At 62.5% G+C, this 17,795-nt stretch carries 13 protein-coding genes and 1 pseudogene; 9 read left to right on the forward strand and 5 right to left on the reverse strand.

All coding sequences use genetic code 11. The features are described from left to right. The 3 genes and pseudogenes from V7787_RS35750 to V7787_RS35760 all read left to right on the forward strand — a co-directional run. Positions 1 to 1,375 (forward strand): annotated as a pseudogene (locus V7787_RS35750) (T6SS effector BTH_I2691 family protein); the annotation flags it as partial. Then, on the forward strand, positions 1,375 to 2,268 hold the full coding sequence (locus tag V7787_RS35755) for a DUF6708 domain-containing protein (RefSeq protein WP_064491506.1): 894 nt from the start codon (positions 1,375 to 1,377) through the stop codon (positions 2,266 to 2,268). The pseudogene V7787_RS35750 and the gene V7787_RS35755, both read left to right, overlap by 1 nt. Next, positions 2,265 to 2,522 (forward strand): PAAR domain-containing protein, encoded by a 258-nt coding sequence (locus V7787_RS35760; protein WP_064491505.1) that lies wholly within the window; start codon positions 2,265 to 2,267, stop codon positions 2,520 to 2,522. The genes V7787_RS35755 and V7787_RS35760 overlap by 4 nt, the downstream gene beginning before the upstream one ends. A 150-nt stretch (positions 2,523 to 2,672) precedes the next feature. Here V7787_RS35760 and V7787_RS35765 read toward each other — a convergent pair whose 3' ends face one another. Further along, entirely contained in the window at positions 2,673 to 3,443 is a 771-nt protein-coding gene (locus tag V7787_RS35765) for an IclR family transcriptional regulator (protein WP_274139233.1), read from the reverse strand. Positions 3,444 to 3,599: 156 nt separating this feature from the next. On the opposite strand from V7787_RS35765, the gene V7787_RS35770 reads away from it, so the two are divergent. From V7787_RS35770 to V7787_RS35790, 5 genes are all read left to right on the forward strand, one after another. Next, entirely contained in the window at positions 3,600 to 4,409 is an 810-nt protein-coding gene (locus V7787_RS35770; protein ID WP_104887428.1) for a shikimate dehydrogenase family protein, read from the forward strand. Between the two features lie 4 nt (positions 4,410 to 4,413). Beyond that, entirely contained in the window at positions 4,414 to 6,147 is a 1,734-nt protein-coding gene (locus tag V7787_RS35775; protein ID WP_198748180.1) for an FAD-dependent oxidoreductase, read from the forward strand. Next, positions 6,132 to 6,452: an NIPSNAP family protein gene (locus V7787_RS35780; RefSeq protein ID WP_003250862.1), complete on the forward strand. Its 321-nt coding sequence runs from the start codon at positions 6,132 to 6,134 to the stop codon at positions 6,450 to 6,452. The genes V7787_RS35775 and V7787_RS35780 overlap by 16 nt, the downstream gene beginning before the upstream one ends. Positions 6,453 to 6,493: 41 nt before the next feature. Continuing rightward, positions 6,494 to 8,182: an FAD-dependent oxidoreductase gene (locus V7787_RS35785; protein ID WP_336092123.1), complete on the forward strand. Its 1,689-nt coding sequence runs from the start codon at positions 6,494 to 6,496 to the stop codon at positions 8,180 to 8,182. Between the two features lie 242 nt (positions 8,183 to 8,424). Further along, positions 8,425 to 9,750 carry an MFS transporter gene (locus tag V7787_RS35790; RefSeq protein WP_012052802.1) on the forward strand — a complete coding sequence of 442 codons (1,326 nt, stop codon included), beginning with the start codon at positions 8,425 to 8,427 and terminating at the stop codon, positions 9,748 to 9,750. Between the two features lie 148 nt (positions 9,751 to 9,898). Here the strand turns inward: V7787_RS35790 and V7787_RS35795 are convergent, their stop codons facing one another. The 3 genes from V7787_RS35795 to V7787_RS35805 all read right to left on the reverse strand — a co-directional run bounded on the left by V7787_RS35795 (position 9,899) and on the right by V7787_RS35805 (position 12,711). After that, a complete protein-coding gene (locus V7787_RS35795) occupies positions 9,899 to 10,714 on the reverse strand; it encodes a sugar phosphate isomerase/epimerase family protein (RefSeq protein WP_020190771.1) in 816 nt (271 codons plus the stop codon). 29 nt (positions 10,715 to 10,743) lie between these two features. Then, positions 10,744 to 11,796, reverse strand: coding sequence for a Gfo/Idh/MocA family protein (locus tag V7787_RS35800; protein WP_064491500.1), 1,053 nt, complete (start codon positions 11,794 to 11,796; stop codon positions 10,744 to 10,746). 138 nt (positions 11,797 to 11,934) lie between these two features. Further along, positions 11,935 to 12,711 carry an IclR family transcriptional regulator gene (locus tag V7787_RS35805; RefSeq protein ID WP_020190769.1) on the reverse strand — a complete coding sequence of 259 codons (777 nt, stop codon included), beginning with the start codon at positions 12,709 to 12,711 and terminating at the stop codon, positions 11,935 to 11,937. Positions 12,712 to 12,904: 193 nt separating this feature from the next. Here V7787_RS35805 and V7787_RS35810 point away from each other — a divergent pair, with 193 nt between their 5' ends. Further along, positions 12,905 to 14,617, forward strand: coding sequence for an FAD-dependent oxidoreductase (locus V7787_RS35810; RefSeq protein WP_064491499.1), 1,713 nt, complete (start codon positions 12,905 to 12,907; stop codon positions 14,615 to 14,617). A gap of 108 nt (positions 14,618 to 14,725) precedes the next feature. Here the strand turns inward: V7787_RS35810 and V7787_RS35815 are convergent, their stop codons facing one another. Further along, positions 14,726 to 17,632 carry an HD domain-containing phosphohydrolase gene (locus V7787_RS35815; protein ID WP_336092129.1) on the reverse strand — a complete coding sequence of 969 codons (2,907 nt, stop codon included), beginning with the start codon at positions 17,630 to 17,632 and terminating at the stop codon, positions 14,726 to 14,728. Positions 17,633 to 17,795: the final 163 nt, after the last annotated feature.

Below are 17,795 nucleotides of genomic sequence, written 5' to 3' on the forward strand. Positions count from 1 at the left end.
TCATGGCCTGCGCCAGCAAGTGTTGCTGGCAGCGCGTGAGGCCAATGCCGAGAAAGCACTGGGGTTGTTGGCGGCGCGCTATCGAATCACCGAGCAGGCCATTACGGAAAATCTATTTAGCCAGGAGGTGCAGCGGTATTTGAAGAGCGGCATGGCGCAGGTTGAAGAGATGAAAGCGTTGCGCATCTCGGGTAGCCGCACGGTGTCCATCGAGCTGACCACCACTGCGCGGGTGAAACCCAACTTCCTTGGGTTGCTCACCTCCGGCGGTGGTGGTGGTTTAAACGCGGGGATGCTGTGGTTCAACATCTTATCGCTCAAGACGGCCTACAACAGCCTGCAGAAGAGCGATGCACCGGAATACACCCTAGGGTTCGCCTCATCTGTTTTCGGGGTGATTGGTGCAGCGGCGGCAACGTTGGTCAGCGTACGGGCAACGCAAAAGGCCGTCATGCTGAGATTAAGTGCCACAGCGCCGGGCATGGCCTTTGGTAACGGTCTAATCAAGCTCCTAGGAAGTAATTTGTTCGCAAGGTTGGCCGGCTACCCGGCTATTTTCCTAGGGTTCGCCTCTGACTATAAAAAATCCCAAAGGCAGAAGATGCACGGTAATACTGCCGCTTCTGATTTAACTTTCTATGGCGGGGGCGCGGTCGCAATAGGCTCCGTCTTGGTATTAGAAGGTGGATTAGCTATTGCAGGCGCCACAACACTTATCCCTTTTGCAGGATGGGCTGCAGCTGCAGTAGTCCTATTAGGTGCTGCGATCATAGCTGGAGGCATCTACCTCCATGCGAAAGCCACCGAACACCTTCACACCCCTATAGAGCTATGGGCCAGTCGAAGTATATTTGGGAACCGTCTCAATGATGGCGAAAGCCGACCAGACATAATTTTAGATACCGACAAGAAACTTCCAACTTTCGTCAACATTAAAGACGAAATCAACGCTTGGCACCAGGTATTTTACTCACCCTCGCTGCTTTCAAAAAACGAGACAAAACTATTTGACCTAGGGCATCTGGACAGCAAATGGACTGACTTAAACACATGGACTACTCCGAACTGGACTGCCATCACACACAATCAAGTTTCTAGCATCCCCCCCACTGCTGAGTTTACAGTCCTCCTACGGGGATTTCTATTGGGCCAGAGCGAATGGCAAGCCAGCCTTAGTAGCCAACTCGAGAACAGTGGCATATCTATATTACCAGCCACACCAGACTGCTATGAAATTAGGGGTGGTCTGATACTCCACTTCAAGAATCAAATTCGAAACCACCGCCACATTAAACTAAACATCAAATATCTGCCAAATCTAGGTTTAGATGAACAAGCAGGCTCCTCCCAGACATTCAAACTTGAGGGACGATAATGGCCATTTCATGGATTTTCACACCCTCCGCACGCTCTCAGTTCACTCCACACATCTCAAGCCAACTATCAACCATAAACAAACATCACTTATCCCTCGTAAACCCATGGGTATCCGACTCCGTATTCATGGGAAAATTATACACCGCCATGACATTAGGGTTAGCAGCTTATATCTACCCGGACATTATAGATGCGGATTTTAGAAAGTCCGCGCTAGCGGACCTTCACTCACTCGCACAATACGTTATTGCACCACTAATATTTACACCATTCATTGCCTACAGGATATTCTTCATAAAAAACCTATCAAACATCTACCTCAATCGCGCAACTGGAAAAATCCTATATCAACGCAACAAAAAACTTATCTCATTCGATTGGACCAATATCAAGGGAGGGGTATTTAAGCGCACAGAGTTCGGTGGTTCATCCTTCAGCACTAGCTATGCACTTGCCTTTGCCCCGCCTAGGAAGGATGGTAGCCTCCACAAAAAAGACTGCCTCTGGGTCGACAGCAACGAACCCACCGAACCCGGCGTCAAGCATGTGGCCGAGGTATGGGAATACCTCCGCCACTTCATGGACCACGGCCCGGACAAACTCCCCCCGCCCGGTGAGCCCAACTGGTGGCACAAGCCATTGCACGCCATCTGCCTGACCCCGGCAGAAGCCTGGCGCCACTATGCCCCCTGGCGAACCGGCGAGCCCGGTGAAATGCAGGGTAAAAAGAACTGGCAATTGCCGTTCTGGGCCGTGCTGTTTCCCTACAACCTCTCCGTCGCCCTCTGCTGGTATGGCATCTGCCGCCTGTTCAACGTCCGAGCAGCGCCACCGCCTCCCGAAGCATTTGAGGAAGCCCCCATTCAACCCGGCAAAAGGAAGCGCAAATGAAACCCATCGTACTGGTAGGCCATCGTCATAGCTGCCCGCTCCATGGCGAAGGCACTGTGGAATCCGGCGCAAGTGCAACATTCGTGGATGGCAAGGCCGTCGCTCGTATGGGCGATCGCATCAGTTGTGGCGCCGTTATCGAAACCGGCGCTGCCTGCACGATCATCGAGGGCCAGCCCGCAGCAAGGGAGGGTGACACTACCAGTCATGGAGGGACCTTGATCGAGGGGGACCAGGGTTGGCTCATTGATTGAAAGCCACTACCGGCCACCGAGCCGGATGCTGAAGCCTGACAGTCAACAGGTTTGGGCCGTCCAGCGGCCCAAAAGGCGAGCAAAGCCACCTTTCCAGGTGACCCGTTCTCACATTCATGGCGCCAGCCCGCAAACTGCGCCATGTCTGCGTCAATCCAGCACTGGCCGAAGCAACGCCTGCGCCTCATACAGGGTCGGTAAATACCGCAACCGTATCTCATCAATACTCAACCGCGATGCATGAGTAGTTATGGTCAGCGTGGCTTTCAACTGGCCGGCCCGCCCCAGCAATGGCACCCCCAGCACCCGCATACCGATTTCATATTCCTGATCAACGATACAGAACCCCTGCCCCTTCACGCGCTGTAGCTCAGCGTCCAGCTGCGCCCGGTCTGTCAGTGTGTAGGGCGTCAACGCCCGCAGCGGGTGACGGGCAAAGTATTCGTCCCGCTCCCCCTCATCCAGCCAGGCCAGCCAGATTCGCCCGCTGGCCGTGCAATACATGGGTACCCGCGAGCCCGGCCTGATCGACAAAGACGCCACATGGCTATACCGGCTACGCACCAGATGGATGATCTCATCGCCATCGCGGGTACCCACCGATACGTGCTCCTGGGTCTGCCGCGCCACCTGTTCAACAATCGGCCGCAGCATGCGCGGCAATTGCGCCGAGTCCACATAAGCCTGGCCGATACGCAAGGCCTTGGGGGTCAGCCAGTACTCACGACTGTCTGTTTCGGCAAAGCCCTCATGCACCAAGGTCAGCAGAAACCGCCGCACCGCACTGGGCGTAAGGCCAGATAACCTGGCCGCCTGCGGCACACTCAGACGCGGCTGCTCGGCGCTGAACAGTTGCATCAGCGCCAGGCCTTTCTGCAAGCCTGCGATCAGGTCACGGGGATGGATGACGGGTGTGTTCATGCATTCGACTCGCTACCAGAGGCATAAAAACAGCCGATTACTGTGATAACCGGATCATGACTGCGATTATCGCATTAAGTGGCCGCTTGGCGCATTGTTGCTCACGCCCCTCTGCCTCACCCTTGGCGCCATAACAACGCCAATAAGGAGGTAAGCATGATTCGAGGTTCCACTGAACTGGTCGCCATCGTCGGTTCGCCCATCGCCCAGGTGAAGTCCCCGCAAAACTTCAACACCTGGTTCAACCACAACAACTGCAACCTCGCCATGCTGCCCATCGACCTGCACGAGGCGGCGCTGGACAGCTTTGCGGGAACCCTGCGTGGCTGGCAAAACCTGCGCGGTTGCGTGGTCACCGTGCCTTACAAGCAGGCGCTGGCCAACCGCGTGGACGGCCTGAGCGTGCGCGCAGCTGCCCTGGGTTCGGTCAATGTGATACGCCGCGAGCGCGACGGACGCCTGCTGGGCGACAACGTGGACGGCGCCGGCTTCCTCGGCGCTGCGCACAAGCATGGCTTCAAGCCGGCGGGCAAACGGGCACTGGTGATCGGTTGCGGCGGTGTTGGCAGTGCCATTGCCTATGCACTGGCTGAGGCAGGGACCGCCAGTATTACCCTCAGCGACCCCAGCACAGCACGCATGGGTGCTGTATGCGAACTGCTCGGCAACGGCTTCCCCGGGCTTACGGTCAGCACACAGTTCAGTGGGCTGGAAGACTTCGACCTGGTGGCCAACGCGTCCCCAGTCGGCATGGGCACCCGCGCAGAGCTGCCGTTGTCCGCCGCCCTGCTGGCTACCCTGCTGCCAGACACTCTGGTTGCCGACGTGGTCACCTCACCCGAGATCACCCCGCTGCTGAACCGCGCGCGGCAAGTAGGTTGCAGGATCCAGACTGGCCCGGAAATGGCCTTCGCCCAACTGGGCCACCTTGGCGCCTTCATGGGCGTCACGCCGTTGGAGATCTGAGGCCATGACGACTCTGGAGCACACACACAACAGCTTCGACCTGGTTGTGCTGGGCAGCGGTGCCGGTGGTTTTGCCGCTGCCGCCACCGCGGCCCGCCGTGGGCTGAAGGTGCTGATGGTGGAAAAGGCCGAACGCTTTGGCGGCACCTCGGCGATTTCTGGCGGCGCGGTGTGGCTGTACGGCACCGACCAAGCCCGTGACGCCGGCGCCAAGGATTCCCCCGAGGCAATGCGCACCTACCTCAAGCAGGTCATCGGCGACGGCTACGACCCCGCCTTGGGCGACGCCTTCATCGAGCATGGCCACCAGGCGCTGCGCTGGCTGGAGCAGAACACCGAACTGCGTTATGCCCTGCGCCCACTCTCGCCCGACTATTACCCGGATGCACCCGGCGCCACTCAGTTCGGCCGGGCGCTGGAAATGGTCGAGTACGACGGCAAGCGCCTGGGCACACGCTTCAAGGACCTGCAGATGCCACCACCCGGCATGCTGCTGTTCGGCGGCATGATGGTCAACCGGGTGGATATCCAGCATTTCCTCAGCATTCGTCGCTCACCCAGGTCGCTGTGGCATTGCCTGAAGTTGATGGCGCGTTACGCGCGCGACCGCCTGCAGCACCCACGCGGCACCCGGCTTACCACCGGCAACGCATTGATCGCCCGCCTGGCCACCAGCGCCTTCGCCCACGGCACGCAGTTGTGGTTGCGCAGCGAAGCCGTGGAGCTGATCGCCGAGCACGGCGTGATCACGGGCGTGGTCGTACAGCGCGAAGGCCGACGTGAGCGGGTAATGGCCCGTGGTGGCGTGGTGTGCGCCATGGGCGGATTCGCAGCAGGCGCAATGGCCGCCGACTACCGCCCGGCTCAAAAGGCGCCGCACCTGACCCTGTCACCACCGGCCAACGACGGAGCCGCCCTGCGCCTTGCCCAGGCCGTGGCAGCAGCCGAGGGCGAGGGCCTGGCGGCCAACTTCTTCTGGGCACCGGTTTCCGAACTGCGTCATGCCGATGGTGAACGTGAGCGCTTCCCGCACCTGGTCACCGACCGCGCCAAGCCGGGCGTGATTGCGGTAGACCAAACCGGGCGGCGCTTCGTCAACGAGTCCGACTCCTACCACCACTTCGTGCACACCATGTTCGCCAAAGGCATTGCCAGCTGCTGGCTGGTCTGCGATGCCGAGGCAATGAACCGCTACGGGCTTGGCCTGGCGCGGCCCAAGCCCGTCAACAACCAGGCGTTGATCGACGCAGGCTACCTGTATCGCGCCACCACATCGCAGGCACTGGCCCTGGCCATCGGTGTCGATCCACAGGTGTTTGCGCAAACACTTGCACAGTTCAACAGCGATGCCGGCAATGGCATCGACCGCGCCTTTGGCAAAGGCGGCAACAGTTACAACCGCTACATGGGCGACCCACAACATACGCCCAACCCATGCTTGGCACCCCTTACCAAGGGGCCGTTCTACGCCATCCGCATTCACACCGGCGACCTCGGTTCAGCCCGTGGCCTGGTGACCAACGCCGATGCCAACGTGCTGAACCGCAGCGGCTTGCCGATTCCCGGGCTGTATGCGGTGGGCAACGACATGAACTCACTGATGAAGGGCACCTACCCCGGCCCCGGCATCACCCTGGGCCCTGCCCTCACCTTCGGCTGGCTTGCTGCCAACCACGTCACCGCGCGCCTGCAGGCGCCGGCTACCCCTACGGAGAACCCGGCATGTACTACGAACTGAGAACCTACACCCTCGACCCATTGAAAATGGCCGACTGGCTGGCCCTGTACCAAAGCCACGCACTCGAGGTGCAGAGCGAACATCTGGGCAACCTGGTGGGCTTTTTCACCAGCGAGTTCGGCGACGTCAACCAAGTGGTGCACATCTGGGGCTATGCCAGCCTCGACGACCGCATGGCACGCCGCGCAGCCATGGCGGCAGACTCGCGCTGGGCGGAATTCTCGCGACGCAACCGCGAGCTGGGCGCGGTACTGCGCCTGCAATCGCGGCTGCTGCGCCCGACCGGTTTCTCGCCGCTGCAGTAAGCCACACGCCACTTCTTCCAACATCCGAGCGGACCCCTTCCATGCCCCCCCTTGAATGTGACGTACTCGTCATCGGCTCCGGCGCCTCTGGCCTGGCTGCCGCCGTAACCGCCGCGCATCATGGCCTGACAGTGGTCGTCGCGGAAAAAGCCAGCCAGCTGGGCGGCACCAGCGCCTGGTCGGGGGGCTGGTTGTGGATACCGCGCAACCCGCTGGCCATCGCCGAAGGCATCATCGAAGCCGACGATGCCCCGGAGCGCTATCTGCGTGCGCAAACCCACACCCGCGAGCTGGACCCGCGTCAACGCGCCTTCCTGCGCCATGGTCCGGAAATGGTGGCGTTCTTCGAGCAACACACAGCCGTGCAGTTCCAGTGCGGTAGCCGTATGCCCGACATGCGTGAAGGCGATGGCAGTGCACGCGGCGGTCGCTCGCTGTGTGCATTACCTTACGACGGGCGACGGCTAGGGCCTTGGCTGCACAAGTTACGCCCACCGCTGGACATCGTCAGCCTGGCCGGCATGGGCATTGCCGGGGGCGCCGACATGGCTGCCTTCTTCAACGCCACACGCTCGCCCAAGGCAGCGCTGCATGTTGGCAAGCGCCTGTTGCGCCATGGCCGAGACTTGCTGCTGCACCGTCGCGGCTTGCATCTGGTCAATGGCAACGCGCTGGTGGCGCGCCTGCTGCGCAGCGCCCTTGATCGTGGCGTGACATTGCTGACCGAGAAAGCAGCCAGCCGTCTGTTGTTGTGCGAAGAACGGGTCAACGGCGCGCTGTTTGCCGATGGCCAAGCGATCTACGCACGGCGTGGTGTGGTGCTGGCCTGCGGTGGCTTCCCACATGATCGCCAGCGTATCTCGCAACTGATGCCGCACGCGCCGGACGGTGACCAGCATTACTCCGCTGCGCCCAGGGAGAATAGCGGTGATGGTTTGCGCCTGGGCGAACAGGCGGGTGGGCGGGTGTCTGCGGCAGGCGCCCACGGGGGCGCCTGGGCGCCGGTATCGCAGGTACCGCGCCGCAATGGCCATTTCGGCCATTTCCCACACCTGATCGACCGTGCCAAGCCCGGTTTCATCGCCGTGCGCCGCGATGGTCGGCGCTTCGTCAACGAAGCCGATTGCTACCACGACTTCATGAACGCGCTGTTCGCCGCCACGCCGCAGGCTGAGCAGCCGGAGGCCTGGCTGATCTGCGACCATGCTGCGCAACGGCGCTATGGCATCGGTTGGGCCAAGCCCTTTCCCTTCCCTACCCGCTTCTATCAGCGCAGTGGCTATTTGCACAGCGGCGCTACCCTGGCGCAACTGGCGCAGCGCTGCGGGATCGACGCCGAGCAGTTGCAGCGCACGGTGGAGGGCTTCAACCATCATGCGGCACAAGGTGAAGACCCTACCTTTCTACGTGGCGCGTCGGCCTACAACCGGGCCCAAGGCGACCCGCAGCAGGCACCTAACCCGTCGCTTCGGCCGTTGCTGAAGGGGCCGTTCCATGCGGTGAAACTGCTGCCAGGCAGCCTTGGCACCTTCGCCGGCCTGGATACAGACGCCTCAGCCCGCGTACTGGACCACGCAGGGCAGCCGATACCCGGGTTGTTTGCAGTGGGTAACGACATGCACAGCGTGATGGGTGGGTACTACCCGAGCGGCGGCATTACCCTTGGCCCTGGGATGACCTTCGGGTATCTGGCCGGTAGAGCGTTGAGCGGGGGCTGTGCACATCATTGATGTCGGTGTTGCGCCCATCAGGCAACCAGGGCCAAAGCCTTCTACCCTTCAGTGAGGTGAATACCTGCCGCGCCCGCAGGCCAACGCAACCGTTCGATAACCGAACAGTAGCCCGTCTCTTGAATTGACGCTGCCGTCTTCACTGCTCACCATGCACCGGCCTTGCGTGCCCCCCCTGCCTGGGAAACGGTCACGTACCCGTAGCACCGCAGCTGAATACAATTTCAAGAAACGAGCAGTCTATGAACCACTCCAAGATCCCCCCCGCCGCGCCCCGGATGTCCCAGGGCTCGATCGGCGACAAGCTCCGCGGCGCCTTCGGCGTCGGCAAGACCCGTTGGGGCATGCTCGCCCTGGTGTTCTTCGCCACCACCCTGAACTACATCGACCGCGCCGCCCTCGGCATCATGCAGCCCGTGCTGGCCAAGGAAATGAGCTGGACGGCGATGGACTACGCCAACATCAATTTCTGGTTCCAGGTCGGCTATGCCATCGGCTTTCTGCTGCAAGGCCGGCTGATCGACAAGGTCGGGGTCAAACGGGCCTTCTTCTTCGCTGTACTGCTGTGGAGCCTGGCCACGGGTGCCCACGGCCTGGCCACCTCGGCGGCAGGTTTTATGGTCTGCCGCTTCATCCTCGGCCTGACCGAGGCCGCCAACTACCCGGCCTGCGTCAAGACCGTGCGCCTGTGGTTCCCGGCGGGTGAGCGGGCCATTGCAACGGGGCTGTTCAACGCCGGTACCAATGTTGGCGCCATGGTCACCCCCGCGCTGTTGCCGCTGATCCTGGCTGTGTGGGGCTGGCAGGCTGCGTTCATCGCCATGGGCAGCCTGGGCCTGGTGTGGGTCGTGTTTTGGGTGCTGAAGTACTACAACCCTGAAGACCACCCCCGCGTACGCCAGAGCGAGGTGCAGTACATCCAGCAGGATGACGAGCCCGAGCCAACCCGCGTGCCATTCAGCCGGATCCTGCGCCTGCGTGGCACCTGGGCTTTTGCAGTGGCCTATGCGATTACCGCACCGGTGTTCTGGTTCTACCTGTACTGGCTGCCGCCGTTCCTGAACCAGCAATACAGCCTGGGCATCAACGTGACCCAGATGGGGATCCCGTTGATCATCATCTGGCTGACGGCAGACTTCGGCAGCATCGGGGGTGGCATTCTGTCGTCGTGGCTGATCGGCCGTGGCGTGCGTGCCACGACAGCGCGGCTGGTGTCCATGCTGATCTTTGCCTGCACCATGCTCAGCGTCATCTTTGCCGCCAACGCCAGTGGACTGTGGGTCGCGGTGGCGGCCATCTCGATCGCGGTAGGCGCGCACCAGGCGTGGACGGCGAATATCTGGAGCCTGGTGATGGACTACACACCCAAGCATCTGGTGAGCACCGTATTCGGCTTCGGCAGCATGTGTGCGGCAATTGGCGGAATGTTCATGACGCAGATTGTCGGCAGCGTGCTGACCGCTACCAACAACAACTATGCCGTGCTGTTTACCATGATCCCCGCCATGTACTTCCTGGCGCTGGTGTGGATGTATTTCATGGCACCGCGCAAGGTCGAGAGCGCCTGAGAGCGCTAGCCACTTACCTCTACGGGGCCCTTGCGGGCCCTTTTTTTGGCTTGGCGTTTCTTGAGAAGCGGACAACGACAATGCAGCGTTCGGTGTGGGTTCACTCACGAACGTGACGCAGTCGGTGACAGGCGCCACGTTCGCTCGATCAGACGGTGGCCAACACCGCCTTGGCTTTCTCCAGCGCCATGCGCGCGCGCTGTTCGCCGCTGATGCCCTGCTCCAGCAATTGCCGCGTGGGGATTTCCAGGCTCAGCGGCACGCTCGGCGGCAAGGCGCGCAACAGGCCAACCAGGTCGGCATCTCCATCACCCGGGAAGCGACGCTCGTTACGCGCCTGGCGCAGGATCTCGTCCATGTCGGCCGGTACCGGGCCAGCAACGTCACACAGTTGGGCATAGCGCATGCGCTGCGGCTTCAGCTGCGCCAGGTCGTCCAACGAAGAGCCAGAGCGGTTGAAGTGGAAGGCATCCACCAGCACGCAGCCATTGGCGCGGTCGGCGTTGGCCACCACCCGCATGGCCTGGCGCAGATCACGTACGTCGGTCCAGGGCATGAACTCCAGGTGAGGGTGAATGCCGTAGCGCGACGCCAGCTCGCACAATGCGGCAAAGCGTTCGGTCAGGCGCGCTTCGTCGGGGTCGTTGCCCGCTACCAGCAATTCAGTGCCACCCAGCTCGGCGCCCACCGCCAGGATCGCTTCGAAATCGGCCACACAGGTTGCCGGCTCAAGACGCAGGATCTCCAGGTCGAGCACCTTGATGCCCGTGTCGCGCAGGCGCGCCTGGGTTTGCCGACGCAGTTCGGCATCGGCGATCAACGGGAAATGCCGCTCCTGTTCGGTGGCTGGCACCAGCCGTAGGCCGACATGGCTGTAACCCGCTCGGGCGGCGGCCTCGACCATGTCCGGTGGAGACAGCTCGAGCACCGTCAGGGCCGCGAGGGAAAAAATTCGATCAGTCATTAATCATCACCAGCAATAGTAAGGTTGCATCAGCCAATGTGCGCGGGCGCGCAAGCCCGACCGCTCTGGGCTGCCTGCCTTATCGCTTCGATCAGCGCCAGTGTGCGCCCTCCGTCGGCAGCGTCGATCAGCGGCGCCTGTTCACCCCGGGCAACCCGCACAAAATGCTGCAGTTGCAGGGTCAATGCCTCGCCGGCAGGGATGCTTTCCGAACTTTGCAACAGGGGCGTATGCCAGCCCGAGCCTGCCTCGGCGTAATGCCAGCGCTTGAGCTGGGGAATGCTCAGTGCACCTTGGGTACCGGCCAGCAGATAGCACGGCTGGCCATCCTGGCGCGGGTACACGGGGCTTTCGCCAGCGTCCAGCTCCCAGCTCCACGGTGCAGCCACCGCGTCGGACCCGGTCAGGCTGCCCAGGGCACCGTTGGCAAACTGCAGCAGCACCGCGGCGCTGTCTTCGTTGGCAAAACCGCGTACATCGTTGCGGGTGAAGGCCTGCACCTGCACCACTTCGCCGCACAGGTAACGCAACAGGTCAAGGTCGTGGATCAGGTTGGTCAGCAAGAAACCGGCCCCTGGCTCGCGGCGCCAGGGCGTTTCGAAATAGCTGTCGGGCTTTTGCAGCTGCCACAGCGCGGTGACATTGATCAGACGGCCAAGCTTGCCTTCGTTGATCACCTGGTGCGCCTTGGCGATCAGCGGATTGTGTCGGCGATGGTGCCCTACAAGCACCGGTACACCTCGGCGGCGTGAGGCTTCCACCAGTGCACGCACTTCATCCAGGTTCACGCCCACCGGTTTTTCCACCAGCACCGGCACCCCGGCCTCGACACAATCCAGGGCGGTGGCGACATGCAGGTTGTTGGGGTTGGCGACGATCACTGCCTCAGGGCGCACCTGCTCCAGCATTTGCCGGTGGTCGGCAAAGCAGGGCACGCCGCACTCGGCAGCGAAGGCCTCGGCCTGCTGGCCGGGGTCGGCCACGGCACACAGTTGGGCTTGCGGCACATTGCGCAAATGCTGGTAATGCTGCCGGCCCATGATGCCGGCGCCAATCAAGGCAATACGAAGGGGTGCGTTCAACAGCCTGTCCTCTTGTCATTGTTGTCATGAAATTCTGAAACCTGGTTCCACAATTCACACTCGACAATTTAGAACCAAGTTCAGCTTTTCAGAAGAACAGGCGGAACAGACTGTGCGGTAATCGACCGGAATATCCCCTCAGGCAAAAAGCTCGCTGGCGGGACTGGCCGCCGACAGCTCTTCTGCCGCCGCCAGCAATAGCGGTGCCAGCGCTGTAAGGCGGCTCTGTGCCAGCCGCGCGCTGGGCCCGGCGATGCTCAGCACGCCGATCACCTCGTCACTTTGCGGGCGGCGCACCACTGCGGCCAGGGCTGATGTGCCGATGGCGGACGTTTCCTCGACCCAGGCATAACCGCGCTCGCGCGCGCGGTGCAGGTAGGCGAGCAGCTCGTCGGTGGAGCGTGGCGCGTTCGGGCCGAACTGGTCGGGGTCGGCAATACCTTGGCGCAACACCATCTGCAGCGCCTGCTCATCGTCCAGGCTGGCCAGCCAGGCATGCCCGGAGGCGGTATAGAACAGCGGCGCGTCGCGCCCCATATCCGGGTCATAGCGCAGCCCGGAGCGGGCCCCTTGGGACTTGGCGATCCAGGTTTGCCGGGCACCGTCGATCACCCCAAGGCGCACCAGTTCGCCGCTGTCCTGGGCCAGGCGGTCCAGAATCGGCTGGATGATGTCGGCACCGCTGCTGGCGAGATAACGAAAGCCCAGCGCTACCAGCTTGGCCGACAGCTGATAGCGGCTGCTTTCCCGGTTCTGGCGCACGTAGCCCAGCCGCACCAGCTCAGTGAGCATGCGGTGGGCAGCGCTTTTGGGAATGTCCAGGCGCTCGGCCAGGGTTTGTAACGGCAGCCCTTGGGGTTCACCGGTAAGGCTTTCTACAAGACTGAAGGCGCGTTCGATCTGACTACCAGCCATGTCACAGGTCCCTGATTTTTTTGCGGATTCTAGAAGATGATTCCACATCGTCGCTACCCAGCGCAGCTCGGGCCAACTCGAATGTCCGATGATCGCCCAGTTCTTGCCGGACTTGGCCATTCCGCCCTTGCAGCCCCCTACCTGCTGATAAGAATATGGAACTTAGTTCCAATAAAAACACAGGAAACCCGCAATGCCTTCCGCTCCTCTCGAAACCGAATGCGATGTACTGGTCATAGGTTCTGGCGCCGCCGGGCTGGCGGCGGCCGTCACGGCTGCCTGGCATGGGCAGAAGGTGATCGTGGCGGAGAAAGAACCGGTGTTTGGTGGTGCCACCGCCTGGTCCGGCGGCTGGGCCTGGGTGCCACGCAACCCGCTGGCGCGCAGGGCCGGCATCGAGGAAGACATCGAACAGCCGCGGACTTATCTGCGCCATGAGCTGGGGGCAAACTACAATGCCGAGCGCGTCGATGCCTTCCTTGAGGCGTGCCCGCACATGGTGGCGTTTTTCGAGAAGTACACGGCGTTGCAGTTTGCCGACGGCAACGGCATCCCGGACATGCATGGCGATACGCCAGGGGCAGCCCTTGGCGGCCACCAGGTGATCGCCGCGCCCTACGATGCCCGCGAGGTTGGCGCCCTGCTGCCACGCTTGCGCAAGACCATGCGCGAAACCTCGTTCATGGGCATGCCGATCATGGCCGGTGCCGACCTTGCCGCCTTCCTCAACATGACCCGCTCGCCCAAAGCCCTGCTGCACGTGTGCAAGCGCTTTGGCCGCCACCTGTACCACCTGGCCCGCCATGGTCGGGCCATGCACCTGGTCAACGGTGTGGCGCTGGTGGCGCGCCTGGCTAAATCGGCACAGGACCTGGGTGTACACCTGCAAGCGTCGGCGCCGGCCAAACGCCTGCTGATCGAGGATGGCCAGGTGCGCGGGGCGTGGGTCGCGACGCCACAGGGCGAGCAGCTGATACGCGCCAAGGCCGTGGTGCTGGCGGCAGGTGGTTTCCCCAATGACAACGCCCGGCGCCAGCAACTGTTCCCGCGCGATGCCAGCGGCCACGACAATCTGGCGCTGCCACCCAAGGGGTGTTCTGGCGATGGCCTGCGGCTGGGCGAGTCCGCCGGCGGTGTGGTTGATACCGACCTGAGGTCGCCAGTGGCTTGGGCACCGGTTTCACAGGTGCCGCATCGCGACGGCAGCATCGGCCACTTCCCGCACATTATCGAGCGCGGCAAACCGGGCGTTATCGGCGTGCTGGCCAACGGCAAGCGTTTCGTCAACGAAGCGCATGGCTATTACGACTATGTGTCGGCCATGGTCGCTGCAGTGCCGCAGGGTCAGGAGGTGTGCTCGTGGCTGGTTTGCGATCATCGCTTCTTGCGCCGCTATGGCCTGGGGCATGCCCGCCCGGCACCGCTGCCGGTAGGGCCGCATGTGCGCAACGGCTACCTGAAACGCGGCGCCACGCTCGAGCAGCTCGCCCAGGCCTGCGGCATTGACCCGTCCGGGCTGCGCGCCACGGTCACTGACTTCAATAGCCATGCCCGTAACGGCCAGGACCCGGCGTTTGGCCGTGGTTCCACGCCGTTCAACCGCAAGCAGGGTGACCCACAGCACAAGGGCCCTAACCCTTGCGTGGCGCCCATCGAGCACGGGCCGTTCTATGCGGTGAAAGTAAAGCCCGGCTGTTTTGGCACCTTTGCCGGATTGCGCACCGACGGCAATGCCCGTGTACTGGATGAGGCCGGGCAACCGATTGCAGGCCTGTACGCAGCAGGTACCGACATGGCCAGCGTGTTTGGTGGCTGGTACCCGTCGGGCGGTATCAACCTGGGGCCGGCGCTGACCTTTGGCTATGTCGCCGGACGGCACATTGCCGGGGTGCAGGGGTATGAGTGAGCTGACCCACAATACCCGGGTGGTCGGCGCTCTGCTGGAGGACGCAGGGAAAGGCCGTGACGCTTGAATCGAGCGCCACGCGGTCTGATTGTTCAGTGCTGTCGCCCCTCAGCTCACAGGTCTCGCCGCGCTGCGCTCCTGAATTTGCGCCAGCCAGTAGGCCACATCCACCTCGTCGATCTGCTCGGTGCGCAGGAAGCGCTCGGCATATTGGCGGTATACCCCGCTGCTGAGGAACAGCTGTAGCAGTTGCCCGTCTACGTGCCCCTCGCGGGCCATGGACACCAGGATCTTCACCGATTCGGACAGCGTTTTCGGGGGTTTGTATGGCCGGTCTGCTGCCGTCAGTGCTTCGAAGATGTCGGCAATCGCCATCACTCGCTCGGCGATGCCCAGGTCCTGCCCGTCCAACCGGCGCGGATAGCCGCTGCCGTTCATCTTTTCGTGGTGGTTGCCGGCGATGTCGGGCACCCGCTTGAGGTGGCGCGGGAGCGGCAGTGAACTGAGCATGATGATGGTCTGCACGATGTGTTCGTTGATCTTGAAGCGTTCTTCGTCAGTCAGCGTGCCACGGCGGATCGACAGGTTGTACAGCTCGCCGTAGTTGCTGGCGTGGCCTGGCAGGTGCATGTCGAACCCCCAGATATTACGCGGGTCGCCCTTCACCACCGGCGGCGTGCGGGTACCCCAGGGCACGCAGTGCTCGGGGCGGTCGGCCAGCAATGGCTCCTCTGTCGGTAGTTCAGGCTGCGGCACGCCAACAAGGCGTTCCGCCTCGTCACGGGAGATGCCCAGGCGGTTATCGAAATGGCGCAGCCAGCGGCGCTTGCCGATCACCTGCAAGCGCTGGATATCGGTGTCCTGCATGAACTCGCCGCCGATGTTGGCCTGGGCGACGAAAGCGAAGTCGTCCTGCAGCTCGGCCTGGCTTCGCTGCAGTGCGGCTTTCAGCACCTGCTGGTCGGCGCCACTGGCCAGGCCTTGCCAGTAGGCCAGCTCCGCATCGCGCCACAGCACTTCGAAACGCATGCGTACTTCGTGGATGCGGTTGTAAAGGGTCTCCAGCTTGGTCGCCTTGTCCACCACGTACTCGGGACTGGTGACCTTGCCACAATCGTGCAGCCACGCTGCCACACGGAACTCGTACCGCTCTGCCTCGGTCATGCTGAAGCTGGCGAACGGACCGCTGTCGGCTGCTACTGCCTGATCCAGCAGCATCTGCGCCAGCTGAGGCACTCGCTCGCAGTGGCCACCGGTATAGGGGCTCTTGGCATCGATGGCGTCTGCCAGCAGCTTGATCATGGCGTCCAGCAGGCGTTGCTGGGCTTCGACCAACTGGCGGGTTTCGATAGCCACCGCAGCCACTCCGGACAATTCCTCGACAAAGCGCCGAAATGCCTCGCCCACCCGCTCCTGCGCCTGCTCTTCGTCCATTTGCAGGACCAGGATGCCCAACAGTGCCCGGCTACGGTCATTAAGCACCACGGCCAGGCTGCGCTCGTGCAGGCCGAGGGCCTGGGTCACTGTTGCAGCCAAGTGCTGCCGGGCGCCTTCATCCACTGCCAGCTCGCTTGGGTAGTGTTCACCGCGGCACGAGGCGGCCAGGCGCAGCAAAGTCTGTTCAGCGTCGTACAGGTAAACCCCGCCGGCGTCGCCCCCGGCAGCTTCTACCAGATGGCTCAGCACGCCATCGAGCATGCGCTCGAGGTCTCGCTCGCGGCTGAGCGCAAGGGTAATCGCCTGAAAGTGGCGAATAGTACCGGACATGCGGCTCAGCACACGGCTCAGCTCACGCACCTCGGAAACCCGCGAGTGCACGCCCACTTCACGGCTGAAATCAAAACTGGCCAAACCTTGAACCTGCTCGCGCAACAGCCGCAGCGGGCGGCCAATGCGCCGGCCAAGCACACCGCCGAGCACCAGCAACACGGCCATCAGCGCCACGGTCCAGAGCAACTGCTCGAACAAGACTTTGCGTGCCCCCACCAGCAGCTCCTGGCCTGGTACGGCAATCAGCACGTGCAAGTCGTGCCCGGCCAGGGTGGTCAGCTGCACACGAATGCCATACCAGGTCTGGCCGTCCACCTGATAAGGCTGAGGCTGGTTGCCCTTCGGCAGGTCAGCGTATAGCTGCGCCAGGCTGGGAGCGCCCAGCTCGGCGACCCGCGACAGGCGCACGCCTTGCCCTTCGTGCACGATTGCCCGCTGCGGGTCCGGATAGGCCACAACGTTGCCCTGGTCATCGACCACCACGATCTCGGTACCCGGGGTCATGCGCAGGTCCTGAGTCTCGCTGGCCAGGTCGTTGACCGAAACGTCCAGGCCGATCACGGCCCCACCGTCGACGCTACGTTGGGCCATGGTCAAGCCGACCCCGCGGGTGGTGAAGAACACATAGGGGCGCGTCAGCACAGTAGAGGGTTGTACCGTGGCTTCAGCGAACCAGGGGCGCAGGCGTGGATCGTAGCGATAGTCAGGTTTGGCCTGGGCCTGCAACAAGTTCAGCGCCCGATCATAAAAGCGCCACTCGCCCTGCACCTTGGCGCCGTCGCCATGGCTGACGCTCTGCACCAGAAAAGCCGTGCCCGGTGGAGCGGCGAAACGCTGCATCAGCTGTGGGTCACGCAGGCGACGCACCAACAGGAACTCGCCGCTGGGGTAACCCAGATAGGCGGCGCTGAGCATGCGGTTGGCGTCCAGCATTTCCACCAGCTGTGGCAGCCGATCCAGGCGCTGTGCCTGGGTGTGCACCGTCGTGTTGTGGGCCAGCAGGCGAATGCTGCTTTGCGCCGGCTCGATCAGGCGCCTGGCGCGCTCGTCGATCGTCTTGGCAACCTGCTGGGCGGCATCACCAGCGGCGGCCACGAGGGTTTGGCGAATTCCGCGGTAACCCTGCCAGGCCAGGGCGGCGCCGAGCAGCAGCATGCCCAGCACGATGGCCAGCGCCACCAGCCATTGCAGCGAGATGCCACGCCCGGCTTTACCGGCAACACGGCCATTCGACACGCAGCCCATTCCAGGTACTCCATGTGTGGCAGTTTGAAGGAGCAGCCAGAACGATCATGCAGGCCAGGGCCATTCGCAGGCAGCGTGACGGGCCAAATGTTGGCAAGCTGCCCTGGTCCATCTTGGCAGCAGTGTAGAGCGTACGTGGGCTTTCTGCCGGGATGGCAAAAAA

It is taken from the genome of Pseudomonas sp. CGJS7 (assembly GCF_036961695.1).